General features: G+C 33.1%; 23 protein-coding genes. 10 read left to right on the top strand and 13 right to left on the bottom strand.

All coding sequences use genetic code 11. The features are described from left to right. Positions 1 to 169: 169 nt before the first annotated feature. From C7448_RS14680 to C7448_RS14710, 7 genes are all read right to left on the bottom strand, one after another. Positions 170 to 1186: an HlyD family secretion protein gene (locus tag C7448_RS14680; RefSeq protein ID WP_115902163.1), complete on the bottom strand. Its 1017-nt coding sequence runs from the start codon at positions 1184 to 1186 to the stop codon at positions 170 to 172. Then, a complete protein-coding gene (locus C7448_RS14685; RefSeq protein ID WP_115902164.1) occupies positions 1173 to 2720 on the bottom strand; it encodes a hypothetical protein in 1548 nt (515 codons plus the stop codon). The genes C7448_RS14680 and C7448_RS14685 overlap by 14 nt, the downstream gene beginning before the upstream one ends. A 96-nt stretch (positions 2721 to 2816) precedes the next feature. Beyond that, entirely contained in the window at positions 2817 to 3527 is a 711-nt protein-coding gene (locus C7448_RS14690; protein WP_115902165.1) for a LytR/AlgR family response regulator transcription factor, read from the bottom strand. Positions 3528 to 3537: 10 nt separating this feature from the next. Next, positions 3538 to 3855, bottom strand: a complete 318-nt coding sequence (locus C7448_RS14695; protein ID WP_115902166.1) for an Hpt domain-containing protein — start codon at positions 3853 to 3855, stop codon at positions 3538 to 3540. Between the two features lie 2 nt (positions 3856 to 3857). Further along, positions 3858 to 5576: a GAF domain-containing sensor histidine kinase gene (locus C7448_RS14700; RefSeq protein ID WP_115902167.1), complete on the bottom strand. Its 1719-nt coding sequence runs from the start codon at positions 5574 to 5576 to the stop codon at positions 3858 to 3860. Continuing rightward, a complete protein-coding gene (locus C7448_RS14705; protein ID WP_115902168.1) occupies positions 5576 to 6115 on the bottom strand; it encodes a heme NO-binding domain-containing protein in 540 nt (179 codons plus the stop codon). The genes C7448_RS14700 and C7448_RS14705 overlap by 1 nt, the downstream gene beginning before the upstream one ends. A gap of 3 nt (positions 6116 to 6118) precedes the next feature. Continuing rightward, a complete protein-coding gene (locus tag C7448_RS14710) occupies positions 6119 to 6523 on the bottom strand; it encodes a response regulator (RefSeq protein WP_115902169.1) in 405 nt (134 codons plus the stop codon). A gap of 160 nt (positions 6524 to 6683) precedes the next feature. Between C7448_RS14710 and C7448_RS14715 the strand changes: the two genes are divergently transcribed. Then, positions 6684 to 7049 (top strand): YchJ family protein, encoded by a 366-nt coding sequence (locus C7448_RS14715; protein WP_115902170.1) that lies wholly within the window; start codon positions 6684 to 6686, stop codon positions 7047 to 7049. A 165-nt stretch (positions 7050 to 7214) separates the two neighbouring features. Here the strand turns inward: C7448_RS14715 and ilvA are convergent, their stop codons facing one another. The 6 genes from ilvA to C7448_RS14745 are packed head-to-tail and all read right to left on the bottom strand — an operon-like array spanning position 7215 to position 14863. Beyond that, entirely contained in the window at positions 7215 to 8480 is a 1266-nt protein-coding gene (ilvA, locus tag C7448_RS14720; protein ID WP_115902171.1) for a threonine ammonia-lyase IlvA, read from the bottom strand. A 6-nt stretch (positions 8481 to 8486) separates the two neighbouring features. After that, on the bottom strand, positions 8487 to 9989 hold the full coding sequence (ilvC, locus tag C7448_RS14725) for a ketol-acid reductoisomerase (RefSeq protein WP_115902172.1): 1503 nt from the start codon (positions 9987 to 9989) through the stop codon (positions 8487 to 8489). Between the two features lie 24 nt (positions 9990 to 10013). Continuing rightward, positions 10014 to 10541, bottom strand: coding sequence for an acetolactate synthase small subunit (ilvN, locus tag C7448_RS14730; protein WP_115902173.1), 528 nt, complete (start codon positions 10539 to 10541; stop codon positions 10014 to 10016). Positions 10542 to 10547: 6 nt separating this feature from the next. Beyond that, the gene (gene ilvB / locus C7448_RS14735) at positions 10548 to 12287 is read right to left on the bottom strand and encodes a biosynthetic-type acetolactate synthase large subunit (RefSeq protein ID WP_115902174.1); all 1740 of its coding nucleotides are present in this window, start codon (positions 12285 to 12287) and stop codon (positions 10548 to 10550) included. Between the two features lie 10 nt (positions 12288 to 12297). After that, positions 12298 to 13974, bottom strand: coding sequence for a dihydroxy-acid dehydratase (ilvD, locus tag C7448_RS14740; protein WP_115902175.1), 1677 nt, complete (start codon positions 13972 to 13974; stop codon positions 12298 to 12300). Between the two features lies 1 nt (position 13975). Further along, the gene (locus tag C7448_RS14745; RefSeq protein ID WP_115902176.1) at positions 13976 to 14863 is read right to left on the bottom strand and encodes a branched-chain amino acid transaminase; all 888 of its coding nucleotides are present in this window, start codon (positions 14861 to 14863) and stop codon (positions 13976 to 13978) included. Between the two features lie 894 nt (positions 14864 to 15757). Between C7448_RS14745 and C7448_RS14750 the strand changes: the two genes are divergently transcribed. From C7448_RS14750 to argH, 9 genes are all read left to right on the top strand, one after another. After that, positions 15758 to 16369: a GNAT family N-acetyltransferase gene (locus C7448_RS14750; RefSeq protein ID WP_115902177.1), complete on the top strand. Its 612-nt coding sequence runs from the start codon at positions 15758 to 15760 to the stop codon at positions 16367 to 16369. Then, positions 16366 to 17544 (top strand): argininosuccinate synthase, encoded by a 1179-nt coding sequence (argG, locus tag C7448_RS14755; RefSeq protein WP_115902178.1) that lies wholly within the window; start codon positions 16366 to 16368, stop codon positions 17542 to 17544. The genes C7448_RS14750 and argG overlap by 4 nt, the downstream gene beginning before the upstream one ends. 207 nt (positions 17545 to 17751) lie before the next feature. Continuing rightward, the gene (argC, locus tag C7448_RS14760; protein WP_115902179.1) at positions 17752 to 18729 is read left to right on the top strand and encodes an N-acetyl-gamma-glutamyl-phosphate reductase; all 978 of its coding nucleotides are present in this window, start codon (positions 17752 to 17754) and stop codon (positions 18727 to 18729) included. Between the two features lie 71 nt (positions 18730 to 18800). Next, a complete protein-coding gene (gene proC, locus C7448_RS14765) occupies positions 18801 to 19598 on the top strand; it encodes a pyrroline-5-carboxylate reductase (protein WP_115902180.1) in 798 nt (265 codons plus the stop codon). Further along, positions 19598 to 20725, top strand: coding sequence for an aspartate aminotransferase family protein (locus C7448_RS14770; RefSeq protein WP_115902181.1), 1128 nt, complete (start codon positions 19598 to 19600; stop codon positions 20723 to 20725). The genes proC and C7448_RS14770 overlap by 1 nt, the downstream gene beginning before the upstream one ends. Further along, positions 20722 to 21660: a Rossmann-fold NAD(P)-binding domain-containing protein gene (locus tag C7448_RS14775; RefSeq protein ID WP_115902182.1), complete on the top strand. Its 939-nt coding sequence runs from the start codon at positions 20722 to 20724 to the stop codon at positions 21658 to 21660. The genes C7448_RS14770 and C7448_RS14775 overlap by 4 nt, the downstream gene beginning before the upstream one ends. Before the next feature lie 142 nt (positions 21661 to 21802). Continuing rightward, positions 21803 to 22582: an acetylglutamate kinase gene (gene argB, locus C7448_RS14780; protein WP_115902183.1), complete on the top strand. Its 780-nt coding sequence runs from the start codon at positions 21803 to 21805 to the stop codon at positions 22580 to 22582. Beyond that, complete coding sequence (locus C7448_RS14785) at positions 22579 to 23643, top strand: M20 family metallo-hydrolase (protein ID WP_115902184.1); 1065 nt, start codon at positions 22579 to 22581, stop codon at positions 23641 to 23643. The genes argB and C7448_RS14785 overlap by 4 nt, the downstream gene beginning before the upstream one ends. Before the next feature lie 88 nt (positions 23644 to 23731). Beyond that, positions 23732 to 25003 carry an argininosuccinate lyase gene (gene argH, locus C7448_RS14790; protein ID WP_115902185.1) on the top strand — a complete coding sequence of 424 codons (1272 nt, stop codon included), beginning with the start codon at positions 23732 to 23734 and terminating at the stop codon, positions 25001 to 25003. The last annotated feature ends 306 nt before the right edge of the window (positions 25004 to 25309 follow it).

Raw genomic sequence — 25309 nt, forward strand, 5'->3', positions numbered from 1 at the left:
TGGTTTTTATCGTTTTTCATGTAAACACATTTATTATTATTCTACAATACCTCAATCATCAAACCCACCCTAACAACTGATTTACAAGCACCTAAACAAAACAACAGCAATAAAAAAACCTGTGAAATAAACTTCACAGGTTTGTCTACTATTTATATTCTTTTGAAACTTAAAATTTACCTACTTTAATCTTTAAGTTTAATTTGTAAAATTTAGCCCAATCAGGGATTTGTTCTTTATTTAAGGGTACTATTTCTGTTAAAATGTTTCTTTCTGTTGGTTCATACTTTTTTTGAAACTCAGTAGGTGCTTTGTAAGTTGCTATATATAATTTATTGATGATTCCTTTGGATATTGTTTTATCTGGAAACTCTACTTCAACGATGTCTCCTTTATTAATTTTAGACAAATCTTTTAAATCAAAATATGCTTTTATAAATACTTTTTCTACATTATGAATTGTTAATACATTTTCTGTTTTATAACAAGCTTCTTCGCTACTTTTCAAAATTTGACCTACTACCCCTTTAATTGGTGATATATATGTATTTTGATAGTTTCTATTAGTGCTTATTAGCGGTATACCAGGTTGGATTAGCTTTTTGTCTTCTAATAAAAAGTGTAATTCACTTCTATGTATTTGTATTTGATTTTTTAATAGCATTTGTTGTGTTAACAAATCATCTAGCTTTGGTTTTGTATACACGTCTAGCAGTACTAATTTTGTTATTTTCTTTTCCTGAGTATTTAAAAACGAAAGTCTTTCTTTTAAACTTCTCAATCTTATTTTTTTATTATTAATTTGCCTTTCTAACTCCTGTAAACTATTATTCTGCTTTTCTTTTCTATCAAAATTTTTTAGCACTATTGATGCATCACTATCAAAATCATTTTGAAAATAATTAAACAATTTACTTCCTTTACTAACGGTATCTCCTTCGTTAATAAAAATTTCTTTAAGTCTTACATCATTTGTAAAATTAACATCTACTTTTTCCATTAACATTTGTCCATTACCTTCTAACCAAAGTGTTTTATTGTAAATAAAACTTGATAACCAAACTACAAGCCCTATTATGATTATAAAATATATAGCTCTATCAAAATTTAATTTTTTCTTTTTTATAACAGGCTCTTTTAAGGTGCGTATTACTGCTTTTCCTTTTTTATAATTAAATGCTTTCATTTGCTTTTCTTTTTATTCTTTTTAATTCTTCCTTTATAAACTGCTCTACTGTTTTTTGAGTAGTATCATCAACCAAAACATAATTGATTAACGCTTTTTTTAACTTGTTTTGGGTAATAAGGTCATCTTTTAATACTTCTACTTTCGGTAGTTGTTTTGCTTTTATAAAACTAATTTGGAAATCAATAGTATAGTTTCTATTATTTTTTAATAAAAGCTTCTCAAAACTTGCTGTTTTTTTAAACTCATAAGGAATAAATAATGTTTCTATTGTATCAGCTTCGTTCAATACAAAGAGTCTAGTTATTACTTTATATAATTGCTTTTTTAACTCTAAAGTTTCCTCTAACACTTTAAATTGTTCTTCTAACAATTCTAGCAATAAGGTTCCTGTATCTTGAGTTTTAAATTCTTCTTTTATTACCTTCAATATTCTTATTCTTTCCTCTAAGACTTGCCAGTTTTTATATTGATTTTGTAAGTCCTTTAATTTTTCACTGTACTCACTTATATATGTAATTATACTATTAAACTGACCTAATGACTTGTCTAACTCTTGCGCTTTTAAAATTTTTATTTTTGTTTTAATAATTTTTTTTCGATTGTTAAAACGTAATGGTGCTTTAAAACGGATACCTGCTGAAGGGAAAAATCGTTGTGCTGCTTCTGAATAACGGTAGTTTTCATTTATATAAAAAGATAAATTAATATTGTTTAATGGATGATGTTCCAAACGTATATTTTCTTCTTTGTAGTTTGTTTTTCTTAATTGTTTTTTTAATGAAAAACTATCTAGCTGTACTTTTAACAATGGTAATTTTTTTACTTTTAAATAAGCTACTGAAACGCTGTCTTTTAATAGTCTGTTTTCTTTTTCTAAAGTTTGTATTTGTTCTTCTAAAACATGTATTTGATTACTTACCTGTATTAACTTTTCTCTTTTTATTAACTTTTGATAATATAACTTGTTCAGTAAATCAAAATAACCGTTTTCAAAAGATAAAAATGTTTTATTTAAACTAATTAGCTCATTGTTTAAAACATAATTATAATCCACTTTAAACTGTCTTCTCCACAATTCCTTTTGTACACTATTAGCCTCTTCTTTTAAACCTGCTACTACATTATCAAATCTTTTAGACTTTATTCTGTTATCAAAAAATCCAGACTTTAAAATATTCCACTCTAATTCTGTTCTTACACTAGTAATTATAGAAGTATTTGTTTCTTCATCTATAGCATCTCTAAAATTATGATTTGCGTTTGCTTTAAATACTAACCCTATATCTTTTTTAGATTGATTAGCCTCTAACTTCTTCAAGTCTATCTCTAATAAGTTAAGATTGTTATCTTTTTTTAAATTAAGTGGCTGGTAAGTAAATAACAATTTAGAATCACTGGTAGGAAATTCTAATTTAGTTTCCGTTTTTTTTACCAATATTTCGGCTTCTTCTATCAGAAAATCTAACGATTGTCCAAATAAAAAAAGAGGAATAAAAATTAATGTAACGGTATGTAAACTCCTTGTGTTCATTACTCAAAACTAGTAATAACAATACTCTTGGAGTTTTATAATCGACTAACTGACTAATTACTAAAGATAAACGGTTTTTTTATACCGATAAAATGATTACAATAAGTTTAATCGTCTTTTTAGTTCATTTCTATTAGACCTACTTACAGGAACTATGTCTTGCTTTATAAGCACACTATTATCTTCTATATCAACAATTTGATTGATATTTATTATATATGATCTATGTACTTTTAAGAATGATTTTGACGGTAATTTTTCTTCAATTTTTTTTAAAGGACTATGAACTATGTAGTTTTTCTCTTCTGTTTTAACTTTAATATAATCGCCTTTAGCCTCTACTACATAAATACTTGGTATATCTATTTTCACTAACCTTCTGTCAATATTTACATACAACGTATTTACATCAGTAGTTTGATCTTGTACTACTGGTATTGTGCTACTGTCTTTTGCTCTTGCTGCAGTAATTTTTTTTACTGATTTTTCAAATCGGCTTAACTCTATTGGTTTTACTATATAATCTACAACAAAGTCGTATTCGAAAGCCTCTACAGCAAAATTTCTATCAGAAGTTGTTAGAACAATTTTAGGAGGATTTTTTAATGTTTGTAGAAGATCAATCCCTGTGAAATCAGGCATATGAATATCCAAAAAAATAGCATCTACCTTATTACTATTTAAAAATTTTATCGCTTGTATTGCGTTAGAAAATTCACCAACAAGCTTTAGTTCCTCTACTTGTTCACATACTTTTTTAAGAATCATTCTTGACATTAATTCGTCATCAATAACAATGCAGTTCATAGATAATCTTTTAAAGTTCTTTTAAAAAATCAAGCATTGCAGGCAGTGCATTTTCAAAGTACTCTTTGTTTTCTATGCTATTGTCTGCAAGGTTGTTTTCAAAATCATTGGTTATTTTATAGCTTTTTTCTAAGCCTAAAATACTCATTTTATGTTTAATTCTATGAACAAATTCTTTTGTTTTCTTTAAATCTCTATTTTCAATGTACAAAAAATAGCTTTCTATTTCTCCTGAAAGCTCTTCTTTTAAAACCGCAATAACTTGTTTTTTAAATTCATTATCTCCTTTAGAGAGTGCATTTATATAAGATAAGTTTGGTTGTTCCATTATTACTTTTTTATTGTAAAAAAGAAAGTTGTTCCTTTATTTATTTCAGATTCTAACCATATTTCTCCTTTATAAAAGTTTACAATTTTTTTTACAATAGATAAACCAATACCTGTAGAGTCTTTGGTCTTTTTAAGGGATTGAAAAATTTTAAAAATCTTATCATAATGTTTCTTCTCAATACCAATTCCGTTATCTTTTATTGAAAATCTATATAATGAATTTTGGTTTTTTACATCAATTTCAATAATTCCTTTTTCCTTATCATTAAACTTAATTGAATTACTTATTAGATTTTGAAATAATTGTTGAAACTTTGTTTTGTCTCCTTTTATAATAGGTAATTTCCCTAAAACTTTTATTGAAATGTTTTTGGGTAAGTATATTACTTTCTTTATTTCTTCAATTAAAGAATTTAAATCTACATTGTCGTCTTCCTTTGCCTCATTAGCAATACTTGAATACTCTAACACATCAGTAATTAGCTGCTCCATTTTTTCCAAGGTGTTTTCAATATGCTCAAAGTTTTGAAGACTTGCTTCATCAAAAACTCCTTCGTTATCACTTTTAATCCAACTGGTTAACGCATGAATACTTCTTATGGGTGATTTTAAATCATGAGAAACTATGTGTGCATACTCCTCAAGTTCTTGATTACTTTTTGCTACCTTTTTTAATAAATCAGCATTTTTCTTTTCTACTTTTTTACGCTTTCTTATATTTATTGCACTTTTTAATTGAAGCCATACTAAGTCTGCAATACCTTCTATCGTTTTTAAGTGCTCTTCTGTAAAGTAATTTTTCTCTGAGTATTCTGCATTTATAACTCCTATCACTTTACCTTCACTAGTTATAGGCACGGTTAATTCTGATAATTTTGGTGTGTGATAAACTACATATCTCTCATCTAAACTGGTATTATTTATAGCTTCTGAAACACCTGATTTTGCTACGCTCCCCACAATACCTTTTCCAAAAGGTAATCGCATTTTATCATAGATTTTTTTGTTTTCTCTTTCTCTTTTATCAAAAGAAGCTATTAATTCTAATTGTTTTTTCTTTTCATTTATTAAATAAACAACACAATCGTCAGTATTTAAATAATTTGCAACGTTGTTTGATATTTCCCAAGCAATTTCGTAGATATCCTCTTTTCCTAAAATTGATTTAGCCGTGTTACTTAAAACCTCAATTACCTGTCGTTCTTTTCTTTGGTTAGTAATATCTCTAATAATTCCTTGAGCGGCAATGGGAGTGTTATTTTTATCAAAAACTACACTTGAGTTAATGTTTACCCATTTTACCTCACCTCTCTTTGTTATGACCCTAGCTATATAATTCGTGAAATATCCATTTTTTAATAATTGAGCATAAGAACTCATAGCATATTCATAGTCTTCAGGATAAATAAGACTTACAATATTTACTTCTTCTTCATTTACATCAAAACCAAAAAAGTCTACAGCAACATCATTCATTTTTAACACATTGCCATGAATATCCATTACTAGATAAGCGTCATTAATATTTTCGAAAATTCCTTTTAGTTGTGAGTTTTTTTCATCTAAAAGATCTTCTAATTTTTCATTAACTTCTTTTAACTCTTGAGAAATATTAAATAATTCTAACGATTTTTCTTCTAGTATTTTCTCTGCTTGTTTTCTAGCTTTTTTTTGCCTTTCTAGCGCTCTTTTTAGTATTTCTATTTCTTTTATACTCACTAGTTTTTATTGATAATAAACCTTACTTCTGTTCCGTCACTTTTTATTTTTTCTAAAACAATTTTTGCTGAACTATTAAAATGTTCAAATGTTTTATTCATTAAACCTAATCCAAAGTGATGCATTGCTCTACTAGATTTATACAGCATTATAAGTGAATTTTCACTTTTTTCTTCTACTAGAAATGTTGGTAACTCTGCATCTGGATATATCTTTTTTACTTCTACATGAATATGGTCTTCAATTGAAGACAGCATCTCTATAGGATCCTTGTAAGTAGCTAAAAGTCCAGGGTAACTTTCTTCTAAAACTGTAAAAAAATGTTCTGCATATACTAATAATAAATCATCTGTTGAAATTCCTGTGTTTTTACTTAAATTCTCAAGTAATTGTAGCATTTCAGAAAATTTGTATGTACCAATAGCTGTATACACCCCATCAGAGTTTAACTTAGATTGTTCAATAATTTTATCTACCATTTCAATACCAAACTTATCTTCTACTAAATCCAGAAACTCCGTAAAAACAATTCCTTTCATACTTTATCTTTTAAATTCATTAAAACTCCAATATTCTATTATCGACCCTATTTTTTTTTCATAATCTTGATACTTTAATGGTTTTAAAACGTATCCTGCTATTCCCAATCTATAACACTCTGTAATATCTTTATCATTATCTGATGTTGTTAGTATTATGGTAGGAATATGTTTTAATTTTTCATCCTTTTTTAGAATAGATAAAAACTCAATTCCATTAGTATCAGGCATATTCAAATCTAATAAAATTATATTTGGTAAATCTTTTTCCAATAAATATAAGGCTTCTTTTCCATTATTTGCTTGTGTGATTATATGATTTTCTAAAATAGGAGTAATCGCTCTATTAAACTTAAGTACCTCTATCTTATCGTCTTCTATTAATAATATTTTTATTTTTTTATTCAAAGCTTTAGATTATAAACTAACTTTATAAAAGTAATTTAAATTTAAAGTTATACTTTTTTTCTTTGATAAAGAACTATTTATCTATAGACGAAATGCACTTTACTATAGACGAATTGATTTTATACGTTTTTCAACTACTTTTGAAAAAATATTTTAAGTCATGCAATGCCCTTGTACACCAAATAAAAAGTATACTGATTGTTGCCAAAAAGCACATCAAAACATTCTTTCAGTAACCTCAGCAGAAACTTTAATGCGTTCAAGATATAGTGCTTTTGTATTAGCTAATATCAATTATCTACAAAAAAGCCATCATAGTAGTACCAGACCTTCTAAACGTGAAAAGAAAGAAATTTTAGCTTGGACAAAATCTGTTGATTGGTTAAAGCTAGAAATCATTAATACTACAGAAACCACGGTTGAGTTTAAAGCTTTTTTTATGGAAAATGGAAATATCGATGTAATCCATGAAAATTCTGTTTTTTGTAAAGAAAATGACCATTGGGTATATCTTGATAAAAAATAAGACTGTCTAAAATGTCATTCCAAACGCTACTGAAATCAAAATATATTTTGATTGAAAGTATATTGCGAAGCAACCAAGGAGGAATCTGATACAAATGAGAAACAAGTATTCAAAAAATTTCTCCCTTCAGTCGAAATGACATAATTTAAAACTGCCTTATTAATACTACACCAAAAACTCAAATAAATTAGGTTTATCATTCAGGTATTCACCGTAAAAACTTCGTTCTTTCATTCTATGAATTAACGGTTGTAAATCTTCTTTTTTCTCCAACTCTATTCCTACAACTGCAGATCCATTTTCTCTATTGGTCTTTTTAGAATATTCGAAAAAAGTGATGTCGTCATTCTCTCCTAATACCTCAGCAACAAATTCTTTTAAAGCTCCAGCACGTTGCGGAAAACGTACAATAAAATAGTGCTTAAATCCACCATATAACAAGGCTCTTTCCTTAATTTCAGCAGTACGGGTTATATCATTATTACTTCCACTTATAACACATACTACATTTTTACCTTTTAAATCTTCCTTGTAAAAATCTAATGCACTTAAGGTTAATGCCCCTGCGGGCTCCACTACAATAGCTTCTTTGTTGTACATCTCTAAAATCATCTGACATACTTTTCCTTCAGGAACAGTAAGCATATCCGATAAGTTTTCCCGACAGATTTTGTAGGTTAACTCCCCTACTTGCTGAACAGCTGCACCATCTACAAACTTATCAATACTATCAAGTTTAATATTATTATTTTCTTCTAAAGATCTTTTCATAGAAGGTGCTCCAGCAGGCTCTACTCCAATAATTTTGGTGCTCGGAGATAATAACTTAAAAACACTTGATAAACCAGAGGCTAACCCACCACCACCAACAGGTACAAAAACATAGTCTATAGGTTGCTCTGATTGCTCTAAAATTTCTAAGCCTACGGTTGCCTGTCCTTCAATAATTTTTTCATCGTCAAACGGATGCACAAATGTTTTTTGTAAACTATCGCATAAAAGTTTTGCTGCTTTATAGGCATCGTCAAACGTATCACCTATCAATTGAATATCTACAAAATTACCACCAAACATTTTTACTTGTTCTACTTTTTGTTTTGGTGTTGGTGCTGGCATATAAATAGTACCATAGATTTCTTTTTTTCTACACGCTAACGCAACACCCTGTGCATGATTTCCTGCGCTAGCACACACAATTCCATTCACTAACTCCTCTTCTGTTAAAGAACTAATTTTGTTATAGGCTCCTCTAATTTTGTACGAACGAACTTGTTGTAGATCTTCTCTTTTTAAAAAAATAGTTGCATTAAACTGTTGCGATAAATTAAAATTTTCTTGCAGCGGAGTAACTGCCACGACTTCTTCTAAAGTCGTAGCAGCTTGCTGTATATCTTCTAGTTTAGGAAAATAAGTTTCTTTTTGAACCTCCATAATATATTACGCTAAAGCGGGTTCTTCTTGGCCAACACTTGTTCTGATTACTTTCATAGCAGTCATTGCCTCACGCAACTCTGCCCCTACTTTTTCAATAGGATGATTGCGAATTGCTTTATTCACTTTAATTAATTCAAGATTATCTATTTCATTAGAAGTACTGTACTCTTTTCCGATAATATCTGTATTTACCGACTTCATGAAATCAGTTAACAATGGCTTTGCAGCATGATCGAATAGGTAACATCCATATTCGGCAGTATCAGAAATAATTCTGTTCATTTCGAATAATTTCTTACGAGCAACAGTATTTGCAATTAGTGGCAACTCGTGTAATGATTCGTAATAAGCAGATGCCGAAATAATTCCTGATTTGACCATAGTTTCAAACGCCAACTCAACTCCAGCCTTTACAAAAGCTACTAACAAAGTTCCTTTATCAAAATAGGTTTGTTCTAAAACTTCTTCAGAAGTAGCCGCTGTTTTTTCAAACTGAGTTTCTCCTGTAGCAGCTCGCCATGTCAATAAATTCACATCGTCGTTTGCCCAATCTTCCATCATCGTTTTTGAAAAATGTCCTGACATAATATCATCCATATGTTTGTTGAACAACGGAGCTAATACTTCTTTTAATTCTTCGGAAAGTTGGTAGGCTTTAATTTTTGCGGGGTTTGATAAGCGATCCATCATATTGGTAATCCCTCCATGCTTTAACGCTTCGGTGATGGTTTCCCATCCATATTGAATTAGCTTAGATGCATATGCTGGTTCAATACCTTTTTCTACCATTTTGTTGAACGATAAGATTGACCCTGTTTGTAACACACCGCATAAAATAGTTTGCTCCCCCATTAAATCTGATTTTACCTCAGCAACAAACGACGATTCCAACACACCTGCTCTATGGCCTCCGGTAGCAAACGCATAGGCTTTTGCTTGTGTCAATCCCTTATTCTCAGGATCATTTTCAGGATGCACTGCTATTAATGTTGGTACTCCAAACCCTCGTTTGTATTCTTCCCTAACTTCTGTCCCAGGGCATTTAGGTGCGACCATAATTACCGTTAAATCCTTACGTACTTGCATCCCTTCTTCAACAATATTAAATCCATGAGAATACGATAAGGTTGCTCCAGATTTCATTAGTGGCATCACCGCATTTACTACTTGCGTATGTTGTTTATCTGGAGTTAAATTACATACCAAGTCGGCTGTTGGAATCAATTCTTCGTAAGTTCCAACTAGAAAACCATGCTCTGTTGCATGTTTATACGATTGGCGTTGTTCTTTAATTGCTGCTTCACGCAAGGCATATGAAATATCTAATCCAGAATCGCGCATGTTTAATCCTTGATTCAATCCTTGTGCTCCACACCCTACAATTACCACTTTTTTACCTTCTAATGCTGTTGTTCCTTCTGAAAATTCATCAGCACCCATAAATCTACATTTTCCTAACTGTTCTAATTGTTCTCTTAATGATAATTGGTTGAAATAATTTTTCATTTCTGTTGTATTTGTGTTGTTTATTTATCCTGTTATTAATTGTAATAATTGTGACACTGGCATTTCTTCTTTAGTAATCGCTATTCTTCCTGAGCGAACAAACTGCTTAATACCATGTCTATCTAAAATGTGATAGAGTTCTTCCACCTCTTCTTTACTTCCTGACTTTTCAAGAACAAAAAAGTTTTTGTTTACGTTAATAACTCTTGATTTACTTTGATTGATAATCGTTTGAATATCGTCGTTATCAGTCAATAAGTCTGTACTCAGTTTAAACAAACACGATTCTTGATATACTGTTTCTTCGTCGGTATGATAAAAAGCTTTGATTACTTCTACTTGTTTTTCTATCTGACCTATTATTTTTTTGATTTGTTCTTCCGTTACTTTTACCAAAAGTGTAAATCTGGATACACTTTTAATCTCTGACTTTGATACATTAACGCTTTCTATATTCAAATGTCTTCGTTGGAATATTGCTGATATTCTATTCAACAATCCAATATTATTCTCTGTGTATATTGAGATTGTATAGGTGTTTTTTGTACTCATATTATATTATTTTAATCGAACTTCTGATACCGATGCTCCTGTTGGAATCATTGGAAATACATTGCCTTCTTTTTCTACACAAACCTCTAAAAAGTAAGCTTCTTTACTTTGCATCATTTCTTGTACAGCATTGGCTAACTCTTCACGTTTTGTAACCCTATTCGCAGCCATATGATAGCCTTTGGCAATTGCTACAAAATCAGGATTTGTCATTACCGTAGAAGCATAACGCTTGTCAAAAAACAACTGTTGCCACTGACGTACCATACCCAAAAATTCATTATTTAGTACTACAATTTTAACAGCTGCTTTAGTTTGTAAAATTGTTCCTAACTCCTGTATGGTCATTTGGTAACCACCATCACCAATTACTGCTACTACTTCTCTATTTGGAGTACCCATTTTAGCACCAATAGCTGCAGGTAATGCAAACCCCATGGTTCCTAACCCACCTGAAGTAATACTACTTTTTGATTGATTGAACTCGGCATAACGACTCGCTATCATTTGATGCTGTCCTACATCAGTTACTACAATGGCTTTTCCTTTTGAGGCTTCATTTATTTGTTTGATAACTTCTCCCATGGTTAATCCTTCTTTCGTTGGAAACAAGTCGTTTTTGATGACTTTATCAAACTCTACCGCATCCAGATTTCTAAACTCTTCTAACCATTCTTTGTGAGAGTTTTCTTCTAAAAGAGAAAGTGTCGCCGCCAAGGTTTCTTTTACATTTCCTAAAACAGCTACATCCGTTTTTACATTTTTATCAACTTCAGCAGGATCTATTTCAAAATGAATCACTTTAGCCTGTTTTGCATAACGGTTCAAATCACCTGTAACACGATCGTCAAAACGCATTCCGATGGCAATTAATACATCACACTCATTCGTTAATTTATTAGGACTGTAATTACCGTGCATTCCTACCATTCCCACATGTAACGGATGTTTGGTTGGTAAAGCAGATAAGCCTAACAAAGTACTTGCTGAAGGAATTTCTGCTTTTTCTATAAAAGCTTTAAATTCTTCTTCTGCTTCTCCTAGAATTACTCCTTGTCCCCAAATTACAAATGGTTTTTCTGCTTTATTAATTAACTCTACAGCTGCTTTTACACTTTCTATATCCATCGCTGGAACAGGTCGATAACTACGAACCGAAGTACATTTTTTATAAGAAAAATTAAATTCTTCAAACTGTGCGTTTTTGGTAATATCGACCAAAACAGGACCTGGTCTTCCTGAGCGAGCGATATAGAATGCTTTAGCTATCACCTCTGGTATTTCACTTGCTTTGGTTATCTGATAATTCCACTTTGTAACAGGTGTTGAAATTCCCACAATATCCGTTTCTTGAAAAGCATCAGACCCTAATAAATGTGCTCCTACTTGTCCTGTAATACAAACCATAGGTGTAGAATCTATTTGCGCATCGGCAATACCCGTTATTAAATTTGTTGCTCCTGGACCTGAAGTTGCTATTGCCACTCCAACTTTACCGGTTGCTCTTGCATACCCTTGTGCTGCATGCGTGGCTCCTTGCTCATGGCGTGTTAATACATGGTGTAATTTGTCTTGGTATTTATATAATTCATCATATACAGGCATGATGGCTCCTCCTGGATACCCATACAATAAATCAACTCCTTCTGCTAATAAACATTTGACTACAGCTTCTGCACCTGTAATGGTTACTTTCTGTGTTGTTTCTTGTTCTCTTTGTTGTTGTTGTTGTGTGTTTGTTTCCATAGTACAAGGGTTAAAATTCGTCAGTTACACATCCGTTAGAAGCAGATGCTACGGTTTTTGCGTATTTGTATAATACACCTCTTTTCACTTTTAATGGTGGAGCTTTCCATTCTTGTTTTCTCTTTGTTAATTCATCTTCAGAAACTTCTACATTAATTGTGTTTGTTTCTGCGTTAATGGTTATAGTATCTCCATCTTTTACCAAAGCGATTACACCACCTTCTTGTGCTTCTGGTGTAATATGCCCTACCACAAAACCATGCGTACCTCCTGAAAAACGACCATCAGTAATTAGAGCAACCTCTTTACCTAATCCTACTCCCATAATTGCGGCTGTGGGTTTTAGCATTTCTGGCATTCCAGGACCTCCTTTTGGGCCTTCATAACGAATCACAACCACATCACCTTTTACTACTTTTCCATCTCGAATTCCGTCATTTGCTGCATATTCTCCATCAAAAACCTTTGCTCTTCCTGAAAAATATAAACCTTCTTTCCCCGTTATTTTTGCCACGGAACCTTCTCTAGCTAAGTTTCCATACAACATTCTTAAATGCCCTGTAGCTTTTATTGGATTTTCAGTTGACTTGATTACTTCTTGTCCGTTTACTAAACTTGGAACTGCTACTAAATTTTCGGCTAATGTTTTTCCTGTTACGGTTAAACAATCACCATGTAACAAACCTTTTTCTAATAAGTATTTTAAAACTGCTGGTGTTCCTCCTACTTTATGCACATCTTCCATCAAGTATTTTCCACTAGGTTTTAAATCAGCTAAAAATGGAGTTTCATCAGAAATACGTTGAAAATCTTCTAAAGTAAACTTCACTTCCGCTGCTTTAGCAATCGCTAAAAAGTGTAATACAGCATTCGTAGAGCCTCCCATAACAGTTACCAATCGTACTGCATTCTCTAAAGACTTTTTAGTTACGATATCCGATGGTTTGATGCCTTTTTCTAGTAAAACACGAAGTGCTTCACCTGCCTTAACGCATTCTTGTTCTTTATCATTACTAATTGCAGGATTGGATGAATTATAAGGTAAACTCATACCCAAAGCCTCAATAGCTGATGCCATAGTATTTGCAGTATACATTCCTCCACAAGCGCCTGCTCCTGGACATGCTTTTTCAATGACACTTTGATATTCTTTTTTAGTAATCGTTCCTGCAACTTTCTCACCCCATGCTTCAAAAGCCGATACTACATCTAACTTTTTTCCTTCATGACATCCAGAAGCGATAGTTCCTCCATACACTAAAACTGATGGACGGTTTAAACGCAACATTGCCATTAATGCTCCTGGCATGTTTTTGTCACATCCTACCACGGTTGCCAATCCATCATACGACATCGCTTGTACTACGGTTTCCATAGAATCAGCAATTACATCACGAGACGGCAATGAATAACGCATTCCTGGGGTTCCCATAGAAATTCCATCAGAAACGCCGATGGTATTAAATATCAACCCAACTAAATCAGCTTTTTCAGTTCCTTCTTTTACCAATTTTGCTAAATCATTTAGGTGCATATTACAAGGGTTTCCTTCATATCCTGTACTTGCTATTCCTACCAACGGTTTTTCTAAATCTGCTTTTAATAACCCTATAGCATGCAACATTGCTTGTGCTGCAGGCTGTGTATCATCTTGTGTTACTTGTTTACTAAATTTGTTTAGTTCCATGTTAACTTGCTTTTCTTTTTTGACGTAAGCCTAATACTTCGTCTTTGTATAGTTTCATTAATTTGTGTCCTTGTGATTTTTCCCACGCTAGTGGAAATTGATAATCGTCTAACGATTGTAACCCGACCACTTCGGCTGCAGTTCCTGTAAAAAAGCAAGCATCTGCGGTTTTTAGTTCCTCTAACGTAAAGTGCTTTTCTTCAATATAAATTCCTTCTTCTTTGCATAAGTCCATAACTGTAGCACGTGTAATTCCTGCCATGATATGACCTCTTGGTGGTGTATACAGTTTTCCGTCTTTCTCCATAAAAACATTGGCTCCCGAACATTCAGCTACATTACCGTTCATATCTAACAATAGTGCTTCATCATACCCATTGTTTTTTGCTTCGTTAGTTGATAATATTGAATTTGTGTAGTGTCCTGTTACTTTTGCTTCTACAAAACACGATTTTGGATTCGGACGTTGAAACGATGATGTTTTTACGCGTAGTAATTTATCTCCCATATACTTCCCCCATTCCCAGCATTGAATAACTAGGTTTGTCTCTTTAGAGGTTAGCAAACTCATATCAACTCCAGTAGTGACTAGCGGACGGATGTATGCATCTTTCAACCCATTACGTTCTAATAACTCATACGTAATTTGTGTTAATTCTTCTTCTGAATAATCCAATTGAATATTCATTACTTCTGCGCCAAACTTTAGTCTTTTGTAGTGCTCATACGACTTAAAGACTCTAGCTCCTTCGGTAGTATTGTAAGCTCTTATTCCTTCGAAAACCCCGTTTCCGTAGTGTAAACTTTGGCTATACAAATTGGCGCTAGCATCTTTAGCTTTGATAAACTGTCCGTTGAAAAAAATTACTGTTTCCTCGTTATAGTACATTTTTGGTTGTTTTTACTGTTCAAAATTATTTTTCGCTTTTTACTTTACTTTCTAATCTTTAAGGTTTTGATGATTTTCATTCACTTACAAAAACACATAAAATCATACTAATCAAATACTTAACATGAATTCATTATGATATTCACAGGTATAAAAAAAGCCTGTATCTAGAGTTAGACACAGGCTTTTTTATAGGCAAAAACTATCTGTATCAACTCGGTGGAGAGCTAATAATGACAATAATAATTACCACGATGTTAAAAAATTGATTCATGTTTTTTGTAACTAAAAAAGGCTTCCTAAATTTAGGAAGCCTTTTTATAATTTATATTTTAAAATATTAAATACCGCTTCCTTATCCTTGTGAAATAATCACAATGACAATAATAGAAATGATATTTAAAATTTGTTTTTTCATCTGTTGCCACAAATATTTGAAATTATTTTTTAGTTATCCTAATATTTTTAACTTTTTTATTTTCTACCTAAAAAAGACACCTCTTAACCTCTTGTTTTACTACGATTTATAAAACTTTTCATTTTTTATATAGCATTAATCAAAATTTATTTTATAGATTTGTGCCATCATGCAAACGAATAAAATATACAATAATATACCCAGTTTTTTAGTGCGGTCTTTCAACCGACGCTAGTCTTCCTTTGTCCAAAACTGAGTATTGTATCATTTTATTTTTTACCTTTTGATTTCTATCATTTACATTTTTATTTCGTTACTAACTATAGTTATTGTTTTCAATAACACAGTTGTAGTACGACCTATTTTTATCCGACGTCGCCCGTAAGGGTGCTACTTCTTTTGGGAACCTAGGTGTGTCCGGTTCTTCTTTTCAAACCACCGATTTATAACAAAATGTTTATCTAAAATCAATTTCAATGAGAGTTGTTATTGCTAATCAATCGCATAGTAAGTATGCTGAAATTATTTGTCAAACTATTGATGAAGCTGCGCTGGTTAGAGGCACAGGAATTGCTAAAAGAAAGCCAGGATATATCATTACAAAACTAGAAAATGGTAACGCAGTTATCGCTTTAGATGACGATAAGTTTGCAGGCTTTTGCTATATCGAAGCCTGGAGCCATGGTAAATTTGTAGCTAATTCAGGGTTAATTGTCCACCCTAACTACAGAGGTATTGGCTTGGCCAAACAAATTAAAAAAGTAGTTTTTGAGCATTCTAGAGCAAAATTTCCTCATGCTAAAATATTTAGTATTACTACAGGGTTAGCCGTTATGAAACTCAATAGTGAATTAGGTTATAAGCCTGTAACCTTTTCTGAACTTACAGAAGATCAATCTTTTTGGAATGGTTGTCAAACCTGCAAAAACTACGATGTGTTACAACGTACACAGCAAAAAATGTGTTTGTGTACTGGTATGTTATACGATCCTAATAAAAAATCTCAAAACATAAAAATAAAAGGAAAAGTCTTTCAAAGGCTTAAAAGAATTAAGGAGAGCATCTTCCTAAAAAAAGACAAAAAATGAAAAAACTAGTAATTGCATACAGTGGAGGTTTAGACACTTCCTACTGCGCGGTAAGCTTATCAAAACAAGGATACGAGGTTCATACTATTAGTGTGAATACTGGTGGGTTTTCTTCCGAAGAAATTAAAAAAATTGAAGAAAACGCCTATACAATGGGAGCAGCTACCTATAAAAACATTAATGCTGTTGATGGTTTTTACCATAAGGTAGTAAAGTATTTAATCTTTGGAAATGTATTAAAAAACAACACCTATCCCCTTTCTGTAAGTGCTGAAAGAATTGTACAAGCTATTGAAATTGTAAACTATGCTAAAAGTATTGGGGCTAACTATATCGCTCATGGTAGTACAGGTGCAGGAAACGATCAGGTGAGATTTGATATGATTTTTCAAACCATTGCTCCTGAAATTGAAATCATCACACCTATAAGAGATTTACAACTTTCGAGACAGGAAGAAATCGAGTATTTAAAGAATAATGGAATAGACCTTTCGTGGGAAAAAGCAAAATATTCAGTAAACAAGGGTTTATGGGGAACAAGTGTAGGTGGTGAAGAAACCTTAACTTCTGAACACCCATTACCTGAACACGCCTACCCTTCACAAGTAACTAAAACAACAGCTGAACAGCTGAAACTTTCTTTTGTTAAAGGTGAATTAATCGCTATTAATGACGACAAAAATACTCCTGTACAAAACATTGAGCAGTTAAATACCATCGCTTCTAAATTCGGGATTGGTAGAGACATTCATGTGGGTGATACTATTGTGGGAATTAAAGGAAGAGTTGGTTTTGAAGCTCCTGCTGCCTTAATCACCATTAAAGCACATCATTTACTAGAGAAACACACTTTAACCAAGTGGCAGTTACAGCACAAAGAATATTTGGCTAGTTTTTATGGTATGCACTTGCATGAAGGTCAGTATTTAGACCCTGTGATGAGAGACATGGAAGCTTTCTTAGAGAGTAGCCAATCAAAAGTTACGGGTGATGTTTTGGTAACGCTAAAACCGTATCACTTTACCCTAGACGGAATTGCTTCTCCACACGATTTAATGAATGCCAAATTTGGAAGTTACGGAGAGCTTAACAAGGGTTGGAGTGCTGCTGATGCCAAAGGTTTTATCAAGCTTTTAGGAAATCAGAATAAAATATATCAACAGGTTAATCAGTAAACAGTTAGCAGAAATACAAGTTTAGAATTTGTTAAGTATAGTAATGTCATTCCGAACGCTACTGAAATCAAATTATATTTTAATTAAAAGTATGTTGCAAAGTAACTGAGGAGGAATCTCTCCATAATTAATAAAACTGATGTGAAACCTCTCACATCCGTTCGAGGTGACAATTAGAACATTAACAACAATAACAAAACAAACAACATGATACAAGTAGGAATTATAGGTGGTGCAGGATATACCGCAGGAGAATTAATCAGGCTTTTGTTACAACACCCAAAAGCGACTATCAATTTTGTGTACAGTACTTCAAACGCTGATAATAAAGTAGCTAATGTGCATCAGGATTTAGTAGGTAGCACTGAGCTAACGTTTACCAATAAAATTAATGAGAGCATAGATGTGCTATTCTTATGCTTAGGACATGGAAACTCTAAAAAGTTTTTAGAAGCTCATACCTTTTCAGACCTTACAAAGATTATTGATTTAGGAAATGATTTCAGGTTAAAAGCTGATAGCACTTTTCAAGGAAAAGAGTTTGTATACGGTTTACCTGAACTTCAAAAAACAGCGATACAAGGTGCTTCTTACATAGCAAATCCAGGGTGTTTTGCTACCGCTATTCAATTAGGATTGCTTCCACTGGCTGATGCTAATTTATTACAAAGTGACGTTCATATCAATGCAGTTACAGGTGCAACGGGTGCAGGAACTTCCTTATCAGCTACCACACATTTTACGTGGAGAGATAATAATTTTTCCTATTACAAACCTTTTACCCATCAGCATTTAGGAGAAATTAATCAAACCTTAGATACGCTTCAATCTAATTTTGATTCAGAAGTATTATTTCTTCCTAATAGAGGAGATTTTTCTAGAGGTATCTATGCTACATTATACACACATTTTGAAGGAAGTTTAAAAGAGGCACAGCAACTGTATGCTGACTATTACAAGAACACTTTTTTTACACATGTTGCTGATAATGACCTGCATTTAAAACAAGTGGTAAACACAAATAAATGTTTAATTCACTTACACAAACATGAAGATAAACTATTGATAACAAGCATTATTGACAACCTATTAAAAGGAGCTTCTGGACAAGCAGTTCAAAATATGAACTTAATGTTTGGCTTTAAAGAGGATACTGGATTACAGTTAAAGGCAACTTACTTCTAACCTTCACAGAGCGATTAGGTAAACCAAGGTGAACAGCACTAAAATATATAATCTAAACTAAACTTTCACTAATGAAAATAGCAATTATAGGAACAGGTAACTTAGGAAAATCAATCGCTAAAGGATTGATACAAAACAATTCGTTTTCTCAACTTTTCTTAACCAAAAGAAACATTGAAGAACTCAATGAATTTAAAGAAGTACCCAACGTTTTTATTAGTTCTAATAACAAGGAAGCAATCACATCTTCTGATGTGTTAATTTTTGCTGTGCAGCCAACACACTTAGAAGCTCTTTTAAAAGAAGCTGCTCCTATATTATTAGACAATCATATAGTAATTTCTACAGTTGCTGGTTTTTCTATTGAAAAAATGGAAACGCTTATTGGTTCAGATACTACTATTATCAGAGCCATGCCTAATACTGCTATTGCCGTTGGAAAATCGATGACTTGTCTTAGTGGTAATACTCAAAAGAAGGAGGATTTAGAAATAGCTACAACTATTTTCAATCAACTAGGAACTTCTATGATTATTCCTGAAGATCAAATGCAAGCAGCCACCGTAATATGTGCTAGTGGAATTGCTTTTTGGATGCGCTTAATACGGGCAACTACACAAGCCGCTATTCAGTTAGGTTTCGATGCAAAAGAAGCACAAGAGCTCGCTATGCATACCAGTGAAGGAGCTGCCAACCTACTCATAGCTACAGGAAATCATCCTGAAGAAGAAATCGATAAAGTTACCACTCCAAAAGGCTGTACCATTGAAGGTTTGAATGAAATGGAACACAAAGGATTAAGTGCAGCATTAATACAAGGAATGGTAGCCTCTTTTAATAAAATTAATACCATAAAAAAAACACCATAATGAGTTTATTTAACGTATATCCTCTATTTGATATAACCCCAGTAACCGCCAACGATGTATATGTATACGACGATAAAGGCGCAGAATATTTAGATTTATATGGCGGACATGCCGTAATTTCTATCGGGCATTCACACCCTACCTATGTAAAAAACATTAGCGAGCAGGTAGCTAAACTAGGTTTTTATAGCAACGCTATTCAAAATCCGTTACAAGTGGAGTTAGCTTCACAACTAGAAAACATATCGGGGTGTAACGATTATCAACTATTTTTATGCAATTCGGGAGCAGAAGCCAATGAAAATGCTTTAAAACTAGCCTCTTTTCATACGAGTAAACAAAAGGTAATTGCTTTTAAAAATTCATTTCACGGACGTACTTCTGCTGCGGTAGCTTCAACCGACAATCCTAAGATTGTAGCGCCCATCAATGCGCAGCAAGAAGTTATCTTTTTAGAGTTTGAGGATTTAGCAAGTGTTGAAAAAGCCTTACAAAACAATGATGTTTGTGCTATTATAATAGAAACCATTCAAGGTATTGGAGGATTGGACGAAGCTTCTACAACTTTTTACCAAGGGTTAGAAAAACTATGCAAGCAATACAACACCTTACTTATTACTGATGAAATTCAGTGTGGTTTTGGTAGAACGGGTGATTTCTTTGCTTTTCAAAAACACGGCATTACTCCGCATATCATTTCGATGGCAAAAGGAATGGGGAATGGATTCCCTGTTGGCGGAATCTTAATCCATCCAAGTATTCAAGCTTCTTACGGTTTACTAGGAACTACGTTTGGCGGAAATCACTTAGCCTGTGCTGCTTCCTTAGCAGTTATTAAAACCATTAAAAAAGATCATTTGATGGAAAATGCACAGCAAATTGCTGCGTATTTTATGGAACAAGCAGCTTCAATTCCGCAGATAACAACTGTAAAAGGAAGAGGTCTCATGTTAGGATTGGAATTCGATTTTCCTATTGCTGAGCTAAGAAAGAACCTAATATTCAAACATCACATTTTTACAGGAAGCGCTAAGAATTCGAACTTATTAAGAATTCTTCCGCCACTAACCATTCAAAAGCAACATATCGATGTGTTTTTTGAGGCTTTAAAAAAGGAACTGTCATGAAGAAATACACCAATTTAAACGACATTAAAAACCTTTCGGATACCGTTCAAAAGGCAATTCAATTAAAAGAAAACCCCTATCAGTTTGCTCATTTGGGGCAACATAAAACCGTAGTCATGCTTTTTTTCAATGCCAGTTTACGTACAAGGTTAAGTACCGAAAAAGCAGCTAAAAACTTAGGTATGGAGGTAAGTGTATTAAACATTACCAACGCTTGGAGCATGGAGTTTGAAGACGGTACTGTGATGAATTTAAGTACTTCAGAACATATTAAAGAGGCTGCCATGGTAATTTCTCAATATGCTGATATCATTGCAGTAAGAGCTTTTCCGACGTTAAAAGACAAAGAAAAAGACACCTCTGAAATTGTACTTAACGGTTTTATAAAATACGCCTCAGTTCCTGTTATTAATATGGAAAGCGCTACTGACCATCCGTTACAAGCTTTGGCAGATGCGATTACCATTACAGAAACTAAAACTATGAATAAACCCAAGGTTGTGTTGTCTTGGGCACCACATCCAAAAGCATTACCCCATTCGGTTGCCAATGCTTTTGTACACCTAATGCACAACATGGATGTAGAGTTTGTTATAACACATCCCGAAGGGTACGAGTTAGATGCTGAAATTACAAAAGAGTTCCATATAGAATACAATCAAGAGAAAGCTTTTAAAAATGCCGACTTTATCTATGCTAAAAACTGGAGTTCTTTTACTAAGTATGGTAAAATATTGACCGAAGCCCCCAACTGGATGATTACTCAGGGAAAAATCGGTGCTGCTAAATTTATGCACTGTTTACCTATTAGAAGAAATGTAGTAGCTGAAGACGCTGTTTTAGATGGTGACAATTCTCTTGTGATTGAACAAGCCAATAACAGAACCTATGCTGCGCAAATAGTATTAAAGGAAATTTTAACTCATTTAAGTTGAATTTAAATTTTGACTTGTCAGTTCGAGTGTCGACCGCAGGGAGATATATCGAGAACTACTTGAAAACGTCTCGATACAATTTTTCTTCCTTTCAGTACGAAAAATCACTCGACGTGACATTAAATTAAAAGATAATTAACAAATGAAAACCATAAAGATTGTTAAAATAGGCGGAAACATCATTAATGATGAGAAAGCCTTACATAGTTTCTTAACTGATTTCGCTCAGTTAAAAGGACCTAAAGTATTAGTACACGGTGGTGGAAAATTAGCTTCTGAATTGGCTAAACAGTTGAGTATTCCTGTGACGATGATTGATGGCAGACGTGTAACCGATACGCAAACTTTAGACTTGATTACCATGGTATATGCAGGTAAAATTAACAAGCAAATTGTTGCGAAGTTACAAGCAAACAATGCAAATGCTGTGGGATTTACAGGAGCTGACGGTAACACAATCGTATCAACCAAACGTCCTGCTGAACCTATAGACTACGGATTTGCTGGCGACGTTATTACCGTGAATCCGAAAATAGTAACGGTATTAATTAATAACGAAGTAACTCCAGTATTTTGTGCCATTACGCACGATGCAAACGGACAGTTACTAAACACAAATGCAGATACCATTGCTGCTGAATTGGCTATAGGATTATCTACTGATTTTAATACAGAACTGTACTACTGTTTTGAAAAACCAGGAGTATTAAGTGATGTTGCTGATGATACTTCTGTTATCGAGCAAATCACATTAGAAACCTATACTCAACTAAAAACTGACGGAGTCATTTTTGAAGGAATGCTTCCTAAGTTAGACAATTGCTTTCATGCGCTAAAAAATAACGTTCAAAAAGTACACATAGGCAATACAGCTATGGTATTTAATTCAAACAATAAACACACCTCATTACAACTATCATGACACAAAGACTCACTACAAAAGCTATCAGCCTATTAAAAAACTTGATAGAAACCCCTTCTTTTTCTTCGGAGGAAGATGCTACTGCCCTACTATTAGAAAACTGGTTTCAAGAATTTGATATTCCGTATACCAGAACACAGAACAATGTATGGTCGGTAAACAAATATTTTAATGCTAACAAACCTACCTTGTTGCTAAACTCACATCACGACACCGTAAAACCTAATAACGGCTATACCAAAGATCCGTTTAAAGCTATTGTGGAAGAAGGAAAACTCTACGGATTGGGAAGTAACGATGCGGGAGGCTGTTTAGTTTCGTTATTGGCGACCTACACCCACTTCTACCAAAAAGAAAACTTAGCGTATAATTTGGTATTTGCAGGAACTGCCGAAGAAGAAAGTAGCGGTTCTAACGGATTAAACGGATTACTAAAAACCTTACCAAACATTGATGTAGCCATAGTGGGAGAACCTACCTTAATGCAATTAGCTATTGCCGAAAAAGGCTTAGTCGTTTTTGATGCTGAGGTTACAGGTACCCCAAGTCATGCAGCACATCCGAATCACGATAATGCTATTTATAACACTATTGAAGTATTACAGTGGTTTAAAGATGTTGAATTTGAAAAAACTTCGGAAACCTTGGGAGACGTAAAACTCACCGTAACACAAATCAATGCAGGGAAACAGCACAATACGGTTCCTTCCGAAGTGAAATTAGTAGTAGATGTTCGTGTAAACGATAAATACACCAATCAAGAAGTTAGCGATTATTTACAGCAAAACGCACCTTGTAACATACACCCAAGAAGTTTGAATTTGAATTCATCGTCAATACCAAAAGAGCATCCTTTAGTACAAGCAGGGTTGGCTTTAGGAAGAAAAACCTATGGTTCTCCTACCCTATCTGACCAAGCTGTGTTGAGTTGTCCGTCGTTAAAATTAGGACCTGGTGATAGTACCCGTTCACACACCGCTGATGAATTTATTTACCTTCAGGAGATTGAGGAAGGGATTGAGTTGTATATAGAATTATTGAATAAAGTAATGAGATTTTAGTAGTGAGTATTGAGAATTTTGTTAGTTAAAGTATTTAACACTCAATACTAACTTCTCAATACTCACTACTAACTAAAAAACTAAAAATATGAAACTTTGGGACAAAGGATTATCCATCGATAAAAAAATAGAACATTTCACTGTTGGAAATGACAGAGAAATAGATATACACATTGCACCATACGACTTGCAAGCTTCTTTAGCACATGCTAAAATGCTGGCTTCCATTGGTATTATTACTTCGGAAGAGTTAGCGCAAGTAACCACTGGTATAAAAACGTTAGAACAACAGCTTAAAGATGGTACTTTTGTAATTGACACTCAGTTTGAAGATGTGCATTCTAAAATTGAGTTTGAATTAACTAACATGTATGGTGAGGTTGGTAAAAAAATACACACAGCACGTTCCAGAAACGATCAGGTGTTAGTGGCGTTGCAGTTGTATTATAAAGACAATTTACAGTTGATTTCTGATAAAACTAAAACACTTTTCAATACGCTATTGGAATTAGCAGAGCAATCCAAAACCAAGTTATTACCTGGGTACACCCACTTACAAGTGGCAATGCCTTCTTCTTTCGGGTTATGGTTTTCTGCGTATGCTGAATTGCTAATTGACGATTTGTACATGGTGGATGCTGCACTAAAAACGGTAGATCAAAATCCGTTAGGTTCAGCAGCTGGATATGGTAGTTCGTTCCCTATTGATAGAGAATTCACCACCAAAAAACTAGGTTTTGAAACCTTAAAATATAATGTGGTAGCAGCACAAATGAGTAGAGGAAAAAGTGAGCGTACGCTTACGATGGCATTGGGAAGCGTGAGTAACACCTTAGCTCGTTTTGCGATGGATATCTGCCTGTATATGAGTCAGAATTTTGATTTTATTTCTTTTCCTGATGAATTAACTACAGGTAGTAGCATTATGCCTCATAAAAAGAATCCTGATGTATTTGAACTCATTAGAGGTAAGTGCAATAAAATTCAAGCGTTGTATACTGAAACTTTGTTAATCACTAACAATTTACCTAGTGGATATCATAGAGATTATCAGTTATTAAAAGAAAACATCATCAATGCTTTTGAGGAATTAAAAGATGTGTTAGATATTTTTGATTATGCTATTCAACAAGTTATTGTGAAGGATATTGACCTACAAGATGAAAAGTATAAATACTTATTTACGGTAGATAATATGAATACTTTGGTTGAAAATGGGATGAGTTTTAGAGAAGCGTACCAAAAAATTGGTGGCGAAGTTGTCGACGGTACATATACTCCTGATACTTCTAAAAAACATACGCATGTGGGTAGTATTGATAATTTGTGTTTGGATAAAATACGTGAGAAGCTTGGTTAGTGGTTAGTGGTTAGTGGTTAGTGGTTAGTGGTTAGTGGTTAGTGGTTAGTGGTTAGTGGTTAGTGGTTAGTGGTTAGTGGTTAGTGGTAGATACTAAAAAAAGTCCTCATTCCGAACGATAGAGAGGAATCTCAACAAAATGAGTAACAAATATTCTTAAGATTTCTCCCGCTGGTCGAAATGACGTTAGCCAATATAAGACTGTCATTCCTGTAAAGGTTAACTAATTCGTTGACAATTTTGGTTAAAAATATTAGGAGGCACACCATTTAAACTTTGGTGTGGTCTTTCTTGATTATAATAATA

The sequence above is a fragment of the Tenacibaculum gallaicum genome (assembly GCF_003387615.1).
GTDB classification, from domain to species: domain Bacteria; phylum Bacteroidota; class Bacteroidia; order Flavobacteriales; family Flavobacteriaceae; genus Polaribacter; species Polaribacter gallaicus.